This window comes from Alishewanella sp. WH16-1, from assembly GCF_001441695.1.
Taxonomy (GTDB): Bacteria; Pseudomonadota; Gammaproteobacteria; order Enterobacterales; family Alteromonadaceae; genus Alishewanella; species Alishewanella agri.
This window is the reverse complement of the sequence record NZ_LCWL01000078.1, coordinates 13781-29671: the sequence shown is the minus strand read 5'-3', so window position 1 is coordinate 29671 and position 15891 is coordinate 13781. Positions and strand designations below refer to the sequence as shown.

At 50.8% G+C, this 15891-nt stretch carries 14 protein-coding genes; 2 read left to right on the top strand and 12 right to left on the bottom strand.

Going from position 1 to position 15891, the window contains the following annotated elements; genetic code table 11:
• Positions 1 to 158 precede the first annotated feature (158 nt).
• The 12 genes from AAY72_RS07280 to AAY72_RS07225 form a co-directional block, all read right to left on the bottom strand.
• Positions 159 to 2006, bottom strand: coding sequence for a DUF4105 domain-containing protein (locus tag AAY72_RS07280; protein ID WP_057786406.1), 1848 nt, complete (start codon positions 2004 to 2006; stop codon positions 159 to 161).
• Between the two features lie 57 nt (positions 2007 to 2063).
• Positions 2064 to 2543: a DUF3015 family protein gene (locus AAY72_RS07275; RefSeq protein ID WP_008984891.1), complete on the bottom strand. Its 480-nt coding sequence runs from the start codon at positions 2541 to 2543 to the stop codon at positions 2064 to 2066.
• A 106-nt stretch (positions 2544 to 2649) separates the two neighbouring features.
• A complete protein-coding gene (gene rsuA, locus AAY72_RS07270; protein WP_057786405.1) occupies positions 2650 to 3342 on the bottom strand; it encodes a 16S rRNA pseudouridine(516) synthase RsuA in 693 nt (230 codons plus the stop codon).
• 26 nt (positions 3343 to 3368) lie between these two features.
• Positions 3369 to 4133, bottom strand: a complete 765-nt coding sequence (gene cysQ, locus AAY72_RS07265; RefSeq protein ID WP_082628959.1) for a 3'(2'),5'-bisphosphate nucleotidase CysQ — start codon at positions 4131 to 4133, stop codon at positions 3369 to 3371.
• 15 nt (positions 4134 to 4148) lie between these two features.
• Positions 4149 to 4772 carry an adenylyl-sulfate kinase gene (cysC, locus tag AAY72_RS07260; protein ID WP_057786401.1) on the bottom strand — a complete coding sequence of 208 codons (624 nt, stop codon included), beginning with the start codon at positions 4770 to 4772 and terminating at the stop codon, positions 4149 to 4151.
• A gap of 58 nt (positions 4773 to 4830) precedes the next feature.
• The gene (gene cysG / locus AAY72_RS07255; RefSeq protein ID WP_057786399.1) at positions 4831 to 6252 is read right to left on the bottom strand and encodes a siroheme synthase CysG; all 1422 of its coding nucleotides are present in this window, start codon (positions 6250 to 6252) and stop codon (positions 4831 to 4833) included.
• Positions 6253 to 6479: 227 nt separating this feature from the next.
• Positions 6480 to 8024 carry an alkyl hydroperoxide reductase subunit F gene (gene ahpF, locus AAY72_RS07250; protein WP_057786397.1) on the bottom strand — a complete coding sequence of 515 codons (1545 nt, stop codon included), beginning with the start codon at positions 8022 to 8024 and terminating at the stop codon, positions 6480 to 6482.
• Between the two features lie 178 nt (positions 8025 to 8202).
• Entirely contained in the window at positions 8203 to 8769 is a 567-nt protein-coding gene (gene ahpC / locus AAY72_RS07245; protein WP_008984897.1) for an alkyl hydroperoxide reductase subunit C, read from the bottom strand.
• 313 nt (positions 8770 to 9082) lie between these two features.
• Positions 9083 to 9856, bottom strand: a complete 774-nt coding sequence (locus tag AAY72_RS07240) for an ABC transporter substrate-binding protein (protein ID WP_057786395.1) — start codon at positions 9854 to 9856, stop codon at positions 9083 to 9085.
• A 78-nt stretch (positions 9857 to 9934) separates the two neighbouring features.
• A complete protein-coding gene (locus AAY72_RS07235) occupies positions 9935 to 10672 on the bottom strand; it encodes a phosphoadenylyl-sulfate reductase (RefSeq protein ID WP_057786527.1) in 738 nt (245 codons plus the stop codon).
• A 27-nt stretch (positions 10673 to 10699) separates the two neighbouring features.
• Positions 10700 to 12418, bottom strand: coding sequence for an assimilatory sulfite reductase (NADPH) hemoprotein subunit (cysI, locus tag AAY72_RS07230; RefSeq protein ID WP_057786393.1), 1719 nt, complete (start codon positions 12416 to 12418; stop codon positions 10700 to 10702).
• Positions 12418 to 14232 (bottom strand): assimilatory sulfite reductase (NADPH) flavoprotein subunit, encoded by a 1815-nt coding sequence (locus tag AAY72_RS07225; RefSeq protein WP_057786391.1) that lies wholly within the window; start codon positions 14230 to 14232, stop codon positions 12418 to 12420. Before AAY72_RS07225 ends, cysI begins: the two co-directional genes overlap by 1 nt.
• A 297-nt stretch (positions 14233 to 14529) precedes the next feature.
• Here AAY72_RS07225 and AAY72_RS07220 point away from each other — a divergent pair, with 297 nt between their 5' ends.
• The gene (locus tag AAY72_RS07220; protein ID WP_008984902.1) at positions 14530 to 15312 is read left to right on the top strand and encodes a DUF2884 family protein; all 783 of its coding nucleotides are present in this window, start codon (positions 14530 to 14532) and stop codon (positions 15310 to 15312) included.
• Positions 15313 to 15438: 126 nt separating this feature from the next.
• Positions 15439 to 15786, top strand: coding sequence for a RidA family protein (locus AAY72_RS07215; protein ID WP_008984903.1), 348 nt, complete (start codon positions 15439 to 15441; stop codon positions 15784 to 15786).
• Positions 15787 to 15891: the final 105 nt, after the last annotated feature.

Sequence of the window (15891 nt, the reverse complement as noted above, 5' to 3'; positions counted from 1 at the left end):
AATTACGCAGAATGGCAGGACGAACACTGCGCGACCAGCTATCCATGCAGTTTATTAAACTCGGTTCGATTATGAATCAGCGGCAAAAAAAGACAAGACTGGTTAACCTAAAATTTAAAAAGACACAGCTCTGCTGGCATACAACTCCGATGCCGAGCTCAAAAATAGTAACTAAAAGCAAGGCTCACTTCTGTGGCACGCTGCCGGACAATGCCTAAGCGCAGATCCCAGCGCTGGCTGGTACCAAAACGCTGCTGAAGTCGATACCAAAAAAAGTTATCGCGCTCTGCATTAAGATAACTACGATAGCCAATTTCTGCCTGCAGCCGCCAGTATGGCTGCACATCAAACACAGTGCCAAGCCTGCTATCAGCTGAAAGCCAACCCGTTTGGAATTTGTCTTGATGCAGCCGGGCGTCTTGCATCAGATAGAGAATGCCACTGCTCAGAGGTACCGCTTTACCTGCACCGGCGGTCAGCTGAAGTTGCTGGCAATCGGCGCAAACCAGATCTTCGGGCAGATATCCAAGATTGATTTTCCACGCCAAACCACCGTCGCCGACTAATCCCGTATGTGACAAGTTCATATTTTCAATATTTAATAACTCAAAACGCTGCAGTGCCAAGCGCCCTTGTTGCAGTCGCACTTGCACATCGAACATCGCCAGTGCCGAAAATACCCCCGGATCGCGGTTGGCGGTGAGTAAATCATAGTAAGTCGCCCGAAACCTCAGATCGTAAGCAACGCTATTTTCAGTATCGGTAATAGCAACTTGTATTAAAGATGGGTAGGTGTTGCGGTGCGGTGCATTATCATTAAGCGTTAAGGATGTTGGTTTGGCTGCCGGCAATTGCAATCTGGCCTGCAGTAACTGATTTTTGATTTTCGTCAGCTCTGGGGTATCAGCTTCAACTTTAAGAAATTCGATATAATCAAAGAGTATCTCTAACACCTGAATGCGCTCTGCAACTGTCAGTTGCTGAAATACCGCACCCGCCAGCTGATAATTATTGGCTACGAGCCAGGCTACCGCATTCTGTAAGTCTGGTGAGCTTTGTTGATACCCTGCATGCAATCGCTTTTGTCGCGATGGATGTTGCGTAATCTTGGTGACCAGCGGCTGATCATGATGTTCAACCTCTGCCAAGCGATGAAAAACACTGATTGGCATCGCATAAGGCTTACGGCGGCTAATCAGCTCCTGACCAACGACCAGCTCTAATAGCTCCGCCATCCGGAAGGCGCAATTTTCTCTCAAAAAATAATAGACATAGTCACGACCAATCAACTCCCAGGCATGATAGAGCAGCTGTTTAACCTCTGCGTCGGTTAGTGCCAGTTGATATTCCCATAGGTCGCGCAGTTCGGTCTCACCATAGGTATGAATATTGCGGTAAAAATCACCATAGGAAAAAACCGCGTTGTAACCGCCAGCGAGCCCCTTAGCAATATAAAGCAATGGGTTTTCTGCAGTAGGTACTTCAGCACCAAAGTTAATATTTTGCTGTTGCAACAGAGCTCTTTTATCTGAGGCACTATTAAACTTTAACAGAATATGGCCATAAAACGAGGCCGGGTTCCCCAGGTAGCCACTGGCAAAAATAGCACTGACCGAGCCGATTTGCTGCTGGTCGCTCCAATCATCAAACAACGGGCAAGAAACAGTCGCCAGCTGATGCTTTAGCTCTGGCAGTTGTTGCTGTAACCAATGCGACCGTGCGATAAAACGACATTGCGCATGCGCATTAACATCGCCACTTACCGGCAGTAACAGCGCGGCAAGAGTGGCATTCAGTTCGGCGCCAGCGTCAGCCGCTGACGCCAGGAAAAAATCCGGATCTACTATCGCGCTGCGGGTGTTGACACCTTCTTGGTGCAACAGCGCCAGCCAATAGGGTGCAGTGGCCAGATCCTGTAAGGCAGCCTGTTGTTGTAGCCGCTCAACCACATTTGGCCAAGCAGGAAATGCCAGCAGGTAGCACACCGCGAAGAGTAAAAACTTCATCTATGACTCAAAATGAAAAAACCCGCAACACGGCGGGTTTCAATGGGGTGCAATAAATCAGATGACCTGACACTGGGCAGCAAACTTGGTGTTGATGGTGTTATCCAGTTGATTATAATAAGCTTCTGCTTTGGCAGCCTGGCCTTCAACGTTAACATTAAAGTCTGCACGAACATCCTGAATAATGGCCTGGTGCGCCGTAGCATCACAACCCATCAGGTTCAGCATAGCCGTTAAGTGCTCACCTTCACCAGCAACCGTTTCTTCTTCAATGTTGGTGATAGTGCTGTTGATAAACTCAGCAGCAGCCACTTTGATGCCCTCACAAGTATTTTGTGAGCTGACGTTTGAAGTCACGGCAGTAGTACCCAAGTCCCAGATAATATTTGATAACGCAGCAGCAGTGCCGTTGTCATCGAAAATCATCGCACCAATACCACATTGCTTCCAAGGGTTAACTTTTTGTTGCGCCTGTGCAGCAGGAGTCGTCGCTAAAGACAGGGTTAAAACGGATGCAGCTAATAACGCTAGTTTCATGTGAATCTCCATATTTTTGATATTTTGCGTGTTCCCGCGCGAAGAAACTACTGAAAGTGAAATCTTAATGCAATAGCAAATTTGTAACTTAAGGTAAAATTAGTGATTAACTCAAAAGCCGTATTTCTTCCTCATTTAAACTACGATACTCCCCCTCTGCCAACTCAACCGGCAGCTGCAAAGCTCCGATCCGCTCGCGATGGAGTCGCTCAACTTTATTGCCGATAGCGGCAAACATGCGTTTTACCTGATGGTAGCGGCCTTCGTGAATCGTCAGCAGGGCTTCGTGCGTTGCCACCAGCTCTAATTGTGCCGGCTTGGTCGGCTCTTTTTCGCCGCGTAGCATCACGCCAGCGGCAAATTGCGCAATGGCGTCAGCTGGGATTGGATCCGCAGTCCAAACCCGATAAGTTTTAGCAACATGATGTTTCGGCGAGGTCAGGCGATGTGACCACTGGCCATCGTCAGTCAATAACAGTAAACCTGTAGTATCCAGATCCAGCCGGCCAACAGTATGTAACCGCTCTACTAAAGGCTCGTCCAATAGCGTAAACACTATCGGATGTTCAGGATCATCATTGGCACAGACATAGCCGGCAGGCTTATGCAGCATAATATAGCGTGGGCCGATCAGCTGCAGCGGCTCGCCGTCGAGCTCCACCTGATCCGTTACACTGACCTGACGGGCAGCTTGCTTAACCAGCTCGCCATTAATACTGACTAGGCCCTGGCGGATACTCTTACCGGCCTGAGTGCGGGTCAGGCCGGTACAGTCACAAATAAACTTATCTAAACGCATAATTCACCCTGATTGATGAATGTAGTTTAGCCCGCTCTTAGCGCCGAGACTATAAAATTCGGATTCAGTAGCTGTTCGCGCTGGTAAACCGGGCCGCTGATACCGTCAAATTGCACGGTCGCACCGGCCTCTAATGCCACGATATGACCGGCAGCCGTGTCCCACTGCATCGTCGGGCCAAAGCGTGGATAAACATCGGCCACCCCTTCGGCGACGAGACAGAACTTCAAAGAACTGCCTACTGCAACCATCTGATGCTGCGGGAATTGTGCTAGATAGCCCGCTAAATCCGGGCTGGGGTGGCTACGACTACCAACCACCCGAACCCGATCGGAAGTTTGACTAACCTGAATTGACTGGCTACCGGCTGCGGTTTTTAGCCAAGCGCCCTGACCTCTGGCCGCATAATAGGTTTTTGCCAGCACTGGCGCATGCACCACACCCAGAACCGGCTCACCTTGCTCGATCAGCGCGATATTGACGGTAAATTCACCATTGCGTTTGATAAATTCCTTAGTGCCATCCAACGGGTCGACCAGCCAGTAACGTTGCCAGTGCTGCCGGATATCCCAACTGATATTGGCGGCTTCTTCCGATAAAATGGGAATATCCGGCGTCAGCGCCGTCAGGGCATTAACAATCAGCGTGTGCGCTGCCAGATCAGCTGCCGTCAGCGGTGAGGCATCGGCTTTGTCAGTAACATTAAACTGACTGCTATCCTGCTGATAAATCTCTAAGATTGCCTGGCCGGCTTGTTCGGCTATGGTAATAACCTGTTGCAGATATAACATCGACTTTTCCATTAATCAGGTGGCCGCAGGGGCAATAACTGCCTTGGCGAGCAGTAAATCGAGCAAGAGTTGTACACTTTGCTCTAACGAGAATTCTGCGGTATTCAGCACTAAATCGGCAGCCTCTGGCGCCTCGTAGGGATCCGAGATACCGGTGAATTGCTGAATTTCGCCGGCGCGGGCTTTTTTATATAAGCCTTTAACATCACGCTTTTCACACTCTTCAAGCGGCGTGGCGATATAAATTTCCAGAAATTTCCCCGGCGGCAACATCTGTTTTACCCGTTCACGCTGCTCGCGCAACGGCGAAATAAAGGCGCTGAGTACGACTAAACCGGCGTCGACCATTAAGTCAGCGACAGCAGCAACCCGGCGTAAATTTTCACTGCGATCGGCTGCGCTAAAGCCTAAATCTGCACATAAACCATGCCGGACATTATCTCCGTCCAGCAAATAGGTGTGCACACCACGCGCCAGTAAAGCTTGTTCAAGGGCATTGGCAACGGTCGATTTACCCGAACCACTTAAACCGGTAAACCATAATACTGTACTTTGATGGCCCTTTAGCCGGGCTCGTGCCGCCGCATCAATCTGATACGGCTGCCATTGAATGTGACTCGCTTTGTTGCTTTCTGTCATACCGCCTGCCTTTGGAATTTTGGTTACTGTATCAGCATCCCCGAGAAAGATCAGCCACTTAAGCCAGCCGGGTTAACGGCTGGGCAAAGACTGCCGCCGCAGGTCTTTGCCCAAACCAATGCAACTGCGATTGTAACGCTACCACTTCGCCGATCACCAATAAGGCTGGTGAAACCACCTGTTGCTGCTCGACCAATTGGGCTAATTCAGACAAGGTGCCGGTGATCACCCGTTGTTCACGACGGGTACCATTTTCAATAATCGCCAGCGGCGTTGCCGGATCGCGGCCGTAAGTCAGCAACTGCTGTTGGATATCGGCTGCTTTTAGAATACCCATATAAATCGCCAGCGTCTGATGCGGCCGGCTCATACTATGCCAGTCTGGCTCATCGCCGGCTTTACGACAATGGCCGGTCACAAACTGCACACTATGCGCATAATCCCGATGGGTTAACGGAATACCGGCATAGGCGGCGCAACCGGCTGCGGCAGTAATACCCGGCACCACCTGAAACGGGATCTGCTCTGGCAACAGGGCTTCAATTTCCTCGCCACCGCGGCCAAAAATAAAAGGGTCGCCGCCTTTTAGGCGACAGACTTTTTTACCTTGTTTCGCCAGTTGTACCAGCAGCGCATTGGTATCCTGCTGTGGCACCGAGTGCGCACCGGCTTTTTTGCCAACACAAATCCGCTCCGCATCACGGCGTACCAGCTCCATAATCTGTGGCGACACCAGATAATCGTAAACCACTACATCGGCTTGCTGCATCAGTTGTAAGGCTTTTAACGTTAATAACTCCGGATCGCCCGGGCCGGCACCGACAATCCATACTTCGCCCTGCCGTGGTTGTTCACTCTGCAGCATCTCTGCTAACTGTTGCTCCGCTTGCTGTGGCCGGTTCGCCTCCAGTTGTCTTACCACATCTGAGTCAAATACCCGCTCCCAGAACTGACGCCGCGCCGCAAAACCCTGAAATTTCGCTTTGACCTGGTCACGAAAACGACCAACCAATTCCGCCAGTGGCCCCAGATGTTGCGGTAACAGCGTTTCTAACTTTTCCCTTAACCGACGGGCTAATACCGGGGCGGTACCAAAGCTGGAAATGGCAATTAAGATCGGGCTGCGATCAATAATCGATGGAAAAATAAAGCCACACTTTGGCTGATCATCAACGGTGTTAACCAGCATATTGCGCTCTGTCGCTGCCTGGTAAACCGCAGCATTCACCTCGTCATTATCGGTGGCGGCTATCACCAGCAACTTGCCATCCAGCAGCTGAGGTGTAAAAACACCGGGTAGCAACTCGGCTTTGCCCTGTTGCTGCCACTGAAGAAATTCCGGCGCAAACTCCGGCGCCACCACAGTTAAGCGGGCACCGGCACTCAATAAGGTGCCGGCTTTGCGCAGCGCCACACTGCCGCCGCCGACAATCAGCACCGGTTTATCGGTTAGTTTTACAAAAAGTGGCAGATACTGCACAGTCGCCTCGGGTTGCAGCCTTTATCATCAGGCTGACAGCTTACCCAGCAGCGCGGCAAAGCGGAAATAGCAATTTGCGCTCAGTTATAACCAAAGGCTATCAAAAATAGCGTTATTTATACTCAAGCTAATAAGGTAGCGGAATATTACAGACATAAAAAAGGCGGCAACCAAAGGTGCCGCCAAACAGGGATGAGAGAGTATCCCAGGCTATGTAAAACGGTTGCTTAGTGACGGATCAGGTAGTCGAACGCGCCCAAAGACGCATTAGCACCGGCACCCATGGCAATGATAATTTGCTTATAGGGCGCTGTGGTGGCATCACCGGCGGCAAAGACGCCAGGGATCGAGGTTTGACCACGCTCATCCACGATAATCTCGCCACGCGGTGATAACTCCACTGCACCACGTAACCACTCAGTATTAGGTACCAGACCGATCTGCACAAAAATACCTGCCAGCTCAATCCGTTTCGCTTCTCCGGTTTTACGATCGGTATAGTTAATACCGTTCACCCGGGTGCCGTCACCTGTCACTTCAGTGGTCTGGGCTTCGGTAATAATGGTGATATTGCCCATGGAGTTGGCTTTTTTCACCAGTACCGCATCGGCCCGTAGCTCGGCGGCGAATTCTAGTACTGTCACGTGCTCAACGATACCTGCCAGGTCAATGGCCGCTTCAATACCGGAGTTACCACCACCGATCACGGCGACTTTCTTGCCCTTAAACAGCGGGCCATCACAGTGCGGACAGTAAGCCACACCTTTACCACGGTATTCCTGTTCACCCGGCACATTCATTTCGCGCCAGCGGGCGCCAGGGCTTAAAATCAGGGTTTTACTTTTCAGTACCGCACCATTGGCGAGTTCCAGCTCAACCTTATCGGTTTTGCGCAGCTTCACCGCCCGCTGGTTATTCATAATGTCCACATCGTATTCACGCACATGGGCTTCTAAACCAGCGACCAGCTTTGGACCTTCGGTGTACTTCACCGAAATAAAGTTTTCAATGCCGACGGTATCTGCCACCTGACCACCAAAGCGCTCGGCCACAATACCGGTATTTAAACCTTTACGGGCGGCATAGATTGACGCCGCTGCGCCAGCCGGGCCACCGCCGACCACTAACACATCGAATTCCGCTTTGTTTTTCAGTGCTTCGGCCTGACGTTTTTCGGCGTTAACGTCAATTTTCTGGATAATTTTCTCCAGCGTAATGGCACCTTGCGAGAACAACTCGCCATTCAGGTATACAGAGGGCACTGCCATAATATTTTTGGCTGCAACTTCATCCTGGAACATGGCACCGTCAATCATCACGTTAGTGATGTTCGGGTTAATCGCCGACATAATATTCAGCGCCTGTAGCACTTCCGGACAGGTCTGGCAGCTTAAGGACACATAGGTCTCAAACTGGAAGCTGCCGCTGATATTTTTAATTTGCTCAATCAGATCGGCTTCGACCTTGATCGGGTGACCACCAGAATGCAGTAAGGCCAGTACTAACGACGTAAATTCATGGCCTAGTGGGACACCGGCAAAGGTAATTTGCGTATTTTTGGCCACAGAGCGCACCAACATGGCGGGTTTACGCTGGGCCTGACTATCGTCGCGACGATAGGTGACTAAATTCGATAATTCGGCAATCTCAGTTGCCAGTTCATTTACCTCGGCTGCTTTGGCGCTATCATCTAAAGATACCACCAGCTCAACCTCGGTTTTCAGGTTTTGCAGATAGGTTTGTAATTGTTGCTTCAGGTTAGTATCTAACATAGAGAATAAGTCCTTAAAAACTGAAAGTCGCGGCGCAGCAAGGCAAGGGAGGATCGGGCCGGTGTTTCCACCGGCCAGACACCAAAGTTTCCTTTGGCAGCGTGAAGCTGGATTACAGCTTCACAGAGGGGCTGTAATCAGCTTACAACACTGCAGTTGCCTGCAAGTTGCATTAAACTTAGATCTTACCAACCAGATCCAGAGAAGGCGCTAACGTCTTCTCACCTGGAGTCCACTTAGCTGGGCACACTTCACCGTCGTGGTTAGCAACGTACTGAGCAGCTTGTACTTTACGGAACAGCTCAGCAGCTGAACGGCCAATACCCAGGTCATGGATTTCACATACCTTGATCACACCCTCTGGGTTGATGACGAAGGTACCACGCAGGGCCAGACCGTCTTCTTCGATCATCACGCCGAAATTGCGGGTAATAGCGCCAGTTGGGTCGCCGATCATTGGGTATTCGATCTTCTTGATGGTATCAGAAGCATCGTGCCAGGCTTTGTGAGTGAAGTGAGTATCAGTTGATACTGAATACACTTCCACACCGATTTCTTTGAACTTAGCATAGAAATCAGCCAGGTCACCTAATTCAGTTGGACATACAAAAGTGAAGTCAGCTGGGTAGAAGCAAACCACAGACCACTTGCCCAGTAAGTCCTGATCAGTTACTGGTACGAATTTACCCTGATGGTACGCAGTCGCTTTAAACGGCTTGATTTTGGTATTGATTAATGAAGACATGTGTTGCTCCTTACAGTTAATAAAACAGTTAATGTTTCAACGCTGACTAGTGTAGCCAAGCCTTATCAGCTTTTAAAACGAATAAAACAAATCATACTAATCGCTTTAATTGATAAAACCCAGTTGATAGTTATACGATTGGGCGCCAAAACAGACCAACGACGGCGACAAAAGTTCGCCAGCATTACCCTGCACTAAGGTTAGGGCTAGGATAGCTGATTTCAATGCTGTAACAGCGAATTAGACCCTAACATAACGATAGAAGATGACTCGGGAGTGATGCCAGATACCAGGGCGTGTTGACATTTGCTGCTTAGCCTTGCGTTGTGGCTTGGCTGGCGTTGCTTACGCGCTTGGGTTGCAGAAAATGCTCCATTAATTGTTGATACTCGCCCGTGGCCTTAAGCTCGTTCAGCGCCTGTTGTAAGCGTTCTACCAATGCTGGCGGCATTTCAGGGTGCAACGCCAGATAATTATGGCCTACTGCAGATAAATCAATCACTGGTTGCACAGCCGTGAGCTGCTGCTGATGCTCGGCCAGCCATACCGGCAAAATCAACTCTGACGCAATCAGTAAATCAACCTTGCCATGTAAAAAAGGTAACACCGCGTCAGATTTACTATTGAAACGCAATAAATTGACATCGACTTCAAAGCCCTGACTTTGCAGGTACAGCTCATAAACATCGCCACGGGCAACCGCAACAATATACTGCTTTGCCTGCTCGAGTGTACGAGGCGGCGTATCAGGGCGGGACTTTAGCCAATACATATTGGCGCTGGCGTGGGCCAGCGGCCCAACCCATTGAAAAGCGTCTTCCCGTAACGGATTGCGTGAGGTGGAATAGAGCCCTGCTCTGGGGTCTTTTTGTGCCGCTTCATAGGCACGTAACCAAGGCAATAAGCGGAACTCGCACTGAATATTGGCAATTTGACAGCTACGCCGCACCAGTTCAGTGTTCAGACCGGTAATTTGCTGGTCTTTTTCGTAGCTATAAGGCGGGAAGTGCTCGGTATACATCACCAGCGACTCCGCCCGCACCCATAGCGGCATTAACAACAGACAGCAGACAGCCAGATATTTCATTACTTAGCGAGCACCACACCCTTAGATGTTGCTTAATATGGCTGAATTTTCAGCAAAGCGGTAGCGCTTTCAGAAAAATTAGATACCGTCACCGTCGATATGCAAACCGCATTCGCGGCCAAAGCCATTAAAGCGGGTATCCTCCTCACTCATGCCCGGTTCAAATTTCGCAGTAGAATGGGTATCACCAACCGACAGATAGCCCTGCTCCCACAACGGATGGTAAGTCAGGTTATGCTGTTTTAAGTAGTAAAAGACGTCCTTATTGCTCCAGTCGATAATAGGCTGCACCTTAACCACCCCGCGGCTGATTTCCACTATGGCTTTATCGGCACGGGTGCTGCTCTGGCTGCGGCGCAAGCCGGTAAACCAGGTGCCCACTTTTAGCTCGCGTAGCGCTCGCTGCATGGGCTCGACTTTATTAAGCTGATTATATTGCTTGATACCCTCAGCACTTAACCAGAGCTGGCCATAGCGGGCTTCCTGCCACTGTGGACTGAGAGCAGCGCGATAAACCTGCAAGTTCAGTCCCAGTCGCTCAGTCAGCTGATCAATAAACTGATAGGTTTCCGGAAATAAATAGCCGGTGTCGGTCAGCACTACCGGAATATCCGGTTTTTGCACGCTGACCAGATGCAGCATCACCGCGGCCTGAATGCCAAAACTGGAGCTGAGCATCGGTTGCTGCGGTAAATGACGCAGCGCCCAGGCCACCCGCTCAGCTGCCGACAGAGGCGCCAGCAGCGAGTTAATTTCCGCCAACCATGCTTGCTGCACTGCGGTGCTCTGCTGCAGGATCTGCCGGTAATCATTCAGTACTTGCCCCATGCTGCTTACTCCGGCTCAGGCGTGAAAGTCGGTTTTAGACACTTTGACCTCTGCGACCACACCGCTGCGGATCACAAAGTCACCAAAGTCTTCGCCGGCCTGCCGTTCGGTGGCCCAACGCCCGATAAGCTGGTCAAGCTGAGCTAAAATCTCCGCTTCTGCAACATTATCTAAAAACAGTTTCGGGATCCGGGTACCGACTTTATTACCCCCCAAATAGACATTGTATTTACCCGGCGCCCGGCCAACTAAGCCGACCTCGGCCAGCATGGCGCGGCCACAGCCATTCGGACAACCGGTAACCCGCAGTACGATATGATCGTCGGCCACGCCGTTTTTGCTAAGCAAGCCTTCAACTTTCGTCACCAGTTCAGGCAGGTAACGCTCCGCTTCGGCCATCGCCAGCGGGCAGGTCGGGAACGATACACAGGCCATCGAGTTTTTACGCTGCTCACTGTGGTTGTCATCCAGCAAACCGTATTGGCGCGCCAGTTGTTCGATTTGCGCTTTTTGCTCGAGCGGCACGCCAGCAATAATCAGGTTCTGGTTTGCTGTCATCCGCAAATCGCCCTGATGGATCTTCGCGATTTCCGCTAAGCCGGTTTTTAATGGTTTGCCCGGGAAATCCAGCACCCGGCCATTTTCGATAAACAGCGTCAGGTGATGCTTGCCATCAATGCCCTCGACCCAGCCAAAGCGATCGCCGCGGCTGGTAAAGGCATAAGGGCGTACCGGTTCAAAGGCGACACCGACGCGCTTTTCCACTTCGCTACGGAAATTGTCGACGCCGATGCGATCGATGGTGTACTTGGTTTTGGCGTTTTTACGATTCACCCGATCACCATAATCGCGCTGCACGGTGACCACATGCTCGGCCACTTTCAGTACATGCTCCAGGCTAATAAAGCCCAGCTCTTCGGCCCGGCGCGGATAAGTCGAGGTATCGCCAAAGGTCATTGCCAGGCCGCCACCAACCAGCACATTAAAGCCGATCAGTTTGCCATGCTCGGCAATGGCAACAAAATTCAGATCGTTGGCATGCACATCAACATCATTATGCGGCGGGATCACCACTGTGGTCTTAAACTTACGTGGCAGGTAGGTATCACCCAGCACCGGTTCGGTCTTGGTGGTTTCAATTTTTTCCTCATCCAGCCAGATCTCGGCATAGGCGCGGGTTTTCGGCAGCAAATGTTCGCTGATCTTAATCGCCCACTGATACGCCTGTTGATGTAATTCGCTCTCGACCGGGTTAGAGGTGCAAAGCACGTTACGGTTAACATCTCCGGCAGTGGCAATCGAATCGATGCCAATGCTGTTTAAGAACTGGTGCATCGGTTTAATATTCGGCTTTAACACGCCATGGAACTGAAAAGTCTGGCGGGTAGTCAGGCGGATACTGCCATATAAGGTGTGCTCGGCCGCGAACTTATCGATGGCTAGCCATTGTGCTGGCGTAATAATGCCGCCGGGCATCCGCGCCCGCAGCATCACATTGTGCAGCGGCTCCAGTTTTTGCGCCGCACGCTCGGCGCGGATATCACGGTCATCCTGCTGATACATGCCGTGAAAACGGATCAACATAAAGTTATCGCCGGTAAAACCACCGGTAATGTCATTTTGCAAGTCGCTGGTAATGGTGCCACGTAAATGGTCGCTTTCGGCCTTTAAACGCTCGTTGTCCGACAGCTTGCCCGGCGCGACAAATTCAGGATTAACAGGATACTGACTCATTAATACACATCCTTCTGATAGCGCTTGGCTATCCGTAACTGATCTAAATACTGTTGCGCGGCCTTTTCATCTTTACCGCCTTGCTGCTGCACTATGGTCAGCAACGCCTGATGCACGTCTTTCGCCATCCGGGCGCCGTCACCGCAGATATAGAGGTGTGCACCCTGCTCTAACCATTGCCAGACCTCAGCGCCATGTTTCAGCAGCTTATGCTGCACATAGACTTTTTCCGCCGTATCGCGGCTAAAGGCAACGTCGAGCCGGGTTAGCAAGCCTTGCTTTAAGTAATTCTGCAGCTCTACCTGATACAGGAAGTCCTGGGTAAAGTGTGGGTTACCAAAGAATAGCCAGTTTTTACCGCTGGCGGCACGGGCATCCCGCTCCTGTAAAAAGGCGCGGAATGGCGCAATGCCGGTGCCCGGGCCAATCATAATCACCGGGGTGTCATCATTCTCTGGCAAGCGGAAGTTGTTATTGGTTTCAACAAACACCTTAATGCTGCCGCCTTCTGCTAACCGCTCGGCTAAAAAGCCGGAAGCGCCACCCAGATGCGGTTTGCCATAGGCTTGATAACGCACCACACCCACCGTTAAATGCACTTCGTCCTCTACCTCGGCCTGTGAGGACGCAATAGAATATAAGCGTGGCTGCTGCTTACGTAGCGCATCGACCAGTTGCTGCGCACTAATCAGCGCCGGATGTTCACGCACGATATCGATAATCTGCCGCTCGCTCAGGTAGCTGCGTAGCGCGGTTTTATCGGCCACTAAAGCTTGTAACGCAGCGCTGCCGCTGGCTTTGGCATACTTATCGACAAAGGCCGGGTAGGACTGCGTCAGCTCCAGCTGTTCAGTCAAAGCATCACTAATGGTCAGACGCTCTGTACCCAGTAATACCGGGGTATTAGCGGCAATGCCCGTGAGCAGTAAGAGCTCTTTTACCAGCTGTGGGTCGTTACTGAAATAAACACCCAGCGCATCACCCGGCTGATACCGCAGCCCGGAGCCCGCCAGCGAAATCTCAATATGCCGCACATCTTTGCTGGAATCACGGCCGGTGATCTTCTGATTGGTATACAGCTCAGCGCTAAACGGCTGTTGTTTACTGTAACTGCTCTCTGCCGCCGCCGTTTGGCTGGCCCCCGGCCAGCTAATAACATCAGCCGTTGCCGCCGGCGCCTGCGCAAACTCAGGTTCTAAGGTAGTGATGAGCTGCTGCTGCCAGCTCGTGGCGGCAGTGCTGTAATCGACATCCAGATCCGCCCGCGCAATGATAGCTTTGCCGCCTAATTCGGCGAGGCGCTGATCAAAATCCTGTGCGGTTTTGCAGAAAAATTCATAGCTGGTATCGCCCAAGCCCAATACCGCATAACGCAGCTCTGGCAGCTGTGGCGCTTTTTTACTAAACAGAAAGTTATAAAAGCTGATAGCATTTTCCGGCGGCTCCCCCTCGCCATAGGTCGAGGTGACGATCACTACAAAGCGTTCGTTTTTCAGATTAGCCGCTTTATATTCGGCCAGATCCTGCACCTTAACCGTAAAGCCTTTGCCACTGGCTGCCTTGCCCAGGTCTTCCGCAACATGCTTGGCATTGCCGGTTTGCGAACCATATAGCACTGTTAAAGTCGCGGCTGGTGCCGCTACCGTGGAGGGAGCAACTGCCACACTCTGACCCGCCAATTGGGCACTGGCCGCCAGATAGCCACTAACCCAGGCTTGCTGGATCGGATTAAGCTGGCTTACCAGCCCCTGTAATTGTTTTACCTGCTGTTCAGACAGCGGGCTGGCCTGAGCGACCAGTGACGATAACAGCATAACAAACCCTGCTTAAATTAATTACCCACATTTTAGCCATCCAGATGACTACTGGTAAAAGAATGGATCTCTCTTGGTTATTCCAGAAAGGAATTAAAAACTCAGGCGGCCTGAATAAGTTCTTTCTAAAGACAGTAACAACCACTTAGTCAAACTCACTACTTTTTAGCAAATCCAACAATAAACTTCCTAAGCCCGTCACTAATAAAATAATTTTATTGTTTAAAATCAGCGCATTAATAGTTGGCATTCACTTTGCTCTGCTAACAAGGTCAAATCAGCAAGAAGGATAAAATAATGAAAGCATTACTGTTAACTGCCGCTGTTACTATCTCTAACCCGGCGGTAGCTGAGCAAAGCTGCCAGTTTCAACTTGAACACGATTTACTGATCTCACCCACCCAACTGGTTTTGCAACAACAACAGCAGCCTCTGTGGCGTATTGACCCACAAGGCAGGCTTTGGTTAGCAGACAAAGAGCAAACAACGGATGCCGAAAGCCGGGCGCTGTTACAGCAATATCAGGCTGGCATTCGCCAGCAAGCTAACTCTACGGTGGAGTTAGTGACAGATGCCATGCTGTTGGCGAGTACTGCGGTAGGGCAGGTATTAACTGAACTAACCGGAAAATCATTGCAAGACCATCCGGCGCTGCAGCAGGTGATGGCAAAAATTCAGCTCAGTACCGACAATATTATTATCCGTAATGGCGATACGCTGGAGTTACGTGGCAGCCAGATGTCGACACTGGATCAGGCTTTTGGTCCGGAATTTGATGCAGCAATTGAAAACCTGGTCGAGGAAAGCATGGGCAATATTATGCTGCAAATTGGTAAAGCCATGGTCAATGGTCAGGGCAACTTCGAGCAGCGGATGGAAGCCTTTGGCCAGCGCATGGAAAAATTTGGCGAGCAGTTAGAGCAAAATATGCAGCAAAAAGCCAGTGTGCTGGAGCAGCGCGGTGAAGCCATGTGCCAGCAGGTAGAGCAACTGGATCAACTGGAAAGTCAGATTCAACAACGTTTGCCGGTGATGCAAGATTTTGATTTGTTTAACACTCAGAAAACGGCAAAAAATTAACACCCATTCCTAACCACGGCCTTGGCGTACTGCATCGCATGACAGTACGCCCTTTTTTATTGTGCGACTGGTACTTTTTTACAAAGCGAGGTAGCCTGCAACAGTTAAGCTGAAAAAGGAGTGGTTATGACAATCCAACGTATTGATCCGACAGTGCGTTATTCAGAAGCCGTGATCGCCAATGGGCTGATCTTTTGTGCCGGCATGGTACCTGATACAGATGCTACCGATATTAGCCAGCAAACCCAAAATGTGCTGTCTCAGGTGGATGCCTTACTGGAGCGCTGTTTTAGTGACAGCAAAAAACTGGTCGACGTGACTATTTTTCTGGCCGATATGGCCGACTATGCCGCGATGAATCAGGTGTGGGATGCCTGGCTGCCCGTCGGTGCCGCGCCTGCCCGCACCACAGTAGCAGCGAAACTGGCCGATCCGCATTGGAAAGTCGAAATTAAAGTCGTCGCTGCCCAGTGAGGTCTAGTCGAAAAATGACGGCTTTGCCGGTCATTATCCGTATGATGTTTGCATTCAATGACACGGTAGCCACCACCGCTGCCGTGCGGCTCTCTTAGATATAAC

Coding starts and splice junctions, on each gene's coding strand:
- AAY72_RS07280 (WP_057786406.1), bottom strand. CDS start 2,006: ATGAAGTTTTTACTCTTCGCGGTGTGCTACCTGCTGGCATTTCCTGCT.
- AAY72_RS07275 (WP_008984891.1), bottom strand. CDS start 2,543: ATGAAACTAGCGTTATTAGCTGCATCCGTTTTAACCCTGTCTTTAGCG.
- rsuA (WP_057786405.1), bottom strand. CDS start 3,342: ATGCGTTTAGATAAGTTTATTTGTGACTGTACCGGCCTGACCCGCACT.
- cysQ (WP_082628959.1), bottom strand. CDS start 4,133: ATGTTATATCTGCAACAGGTTATTACCATAGCCGAACAAGCCGGCCAG.
- cysC (WP_057786401.1), bottom strand. CDS start 4,772: ATGACAGAAAGCAACAAAGCGAGTCACATTCAATGGCAGCCGTATCAG.
- ahpF (WP_057786397.1), bottom strand. CDS start 8,024: ATGTTAGATACTAACCTGAAGCAACAATTACAAACCTATCTGCAAAAC.
- ahpC (WP_008984897.1), bottom strand. CDS start 8,769: ATGTCTTCATTAATCAATACCAAAATCAAGCCGTTTAAAGCGACTGCG.
- AAY72_RS07240 (WP_057786395.1), bottom strand. CDS start 9,856: ATGAAATATCTGGCTGTCTGCTGTCTGTTGTTAATGCCGCTATGGGTG.
- cysI (WP_057786393.1), bottom strand. CDS start 12,418: ATGAGTCAGTATCCTGTTAATCCTGAATTTGTCGCGCCGGGCAAGCTG.
- AAY72_RS07225 (WP_057786391.1), bottom strand. CDS start 14,232: ATGCTGTTATCGTCACTGGTCGCTCAGGCCAGCCCGCTGTCTGAACAG.
- AAY72_RS07220 (WP_008984902.1), top strand. CDS start 14,530: ATGAAAGCATTACTGTTAACTGCCGCTGTTACTATCTCTAACCCGGCG.
- AAY72_RS07215 (WP_008984903.1), top strand. CDS start 15,439: ATGACAATCCAACGTATTGATCCGACAGTGCGTTATTCAGAAGCCGTG.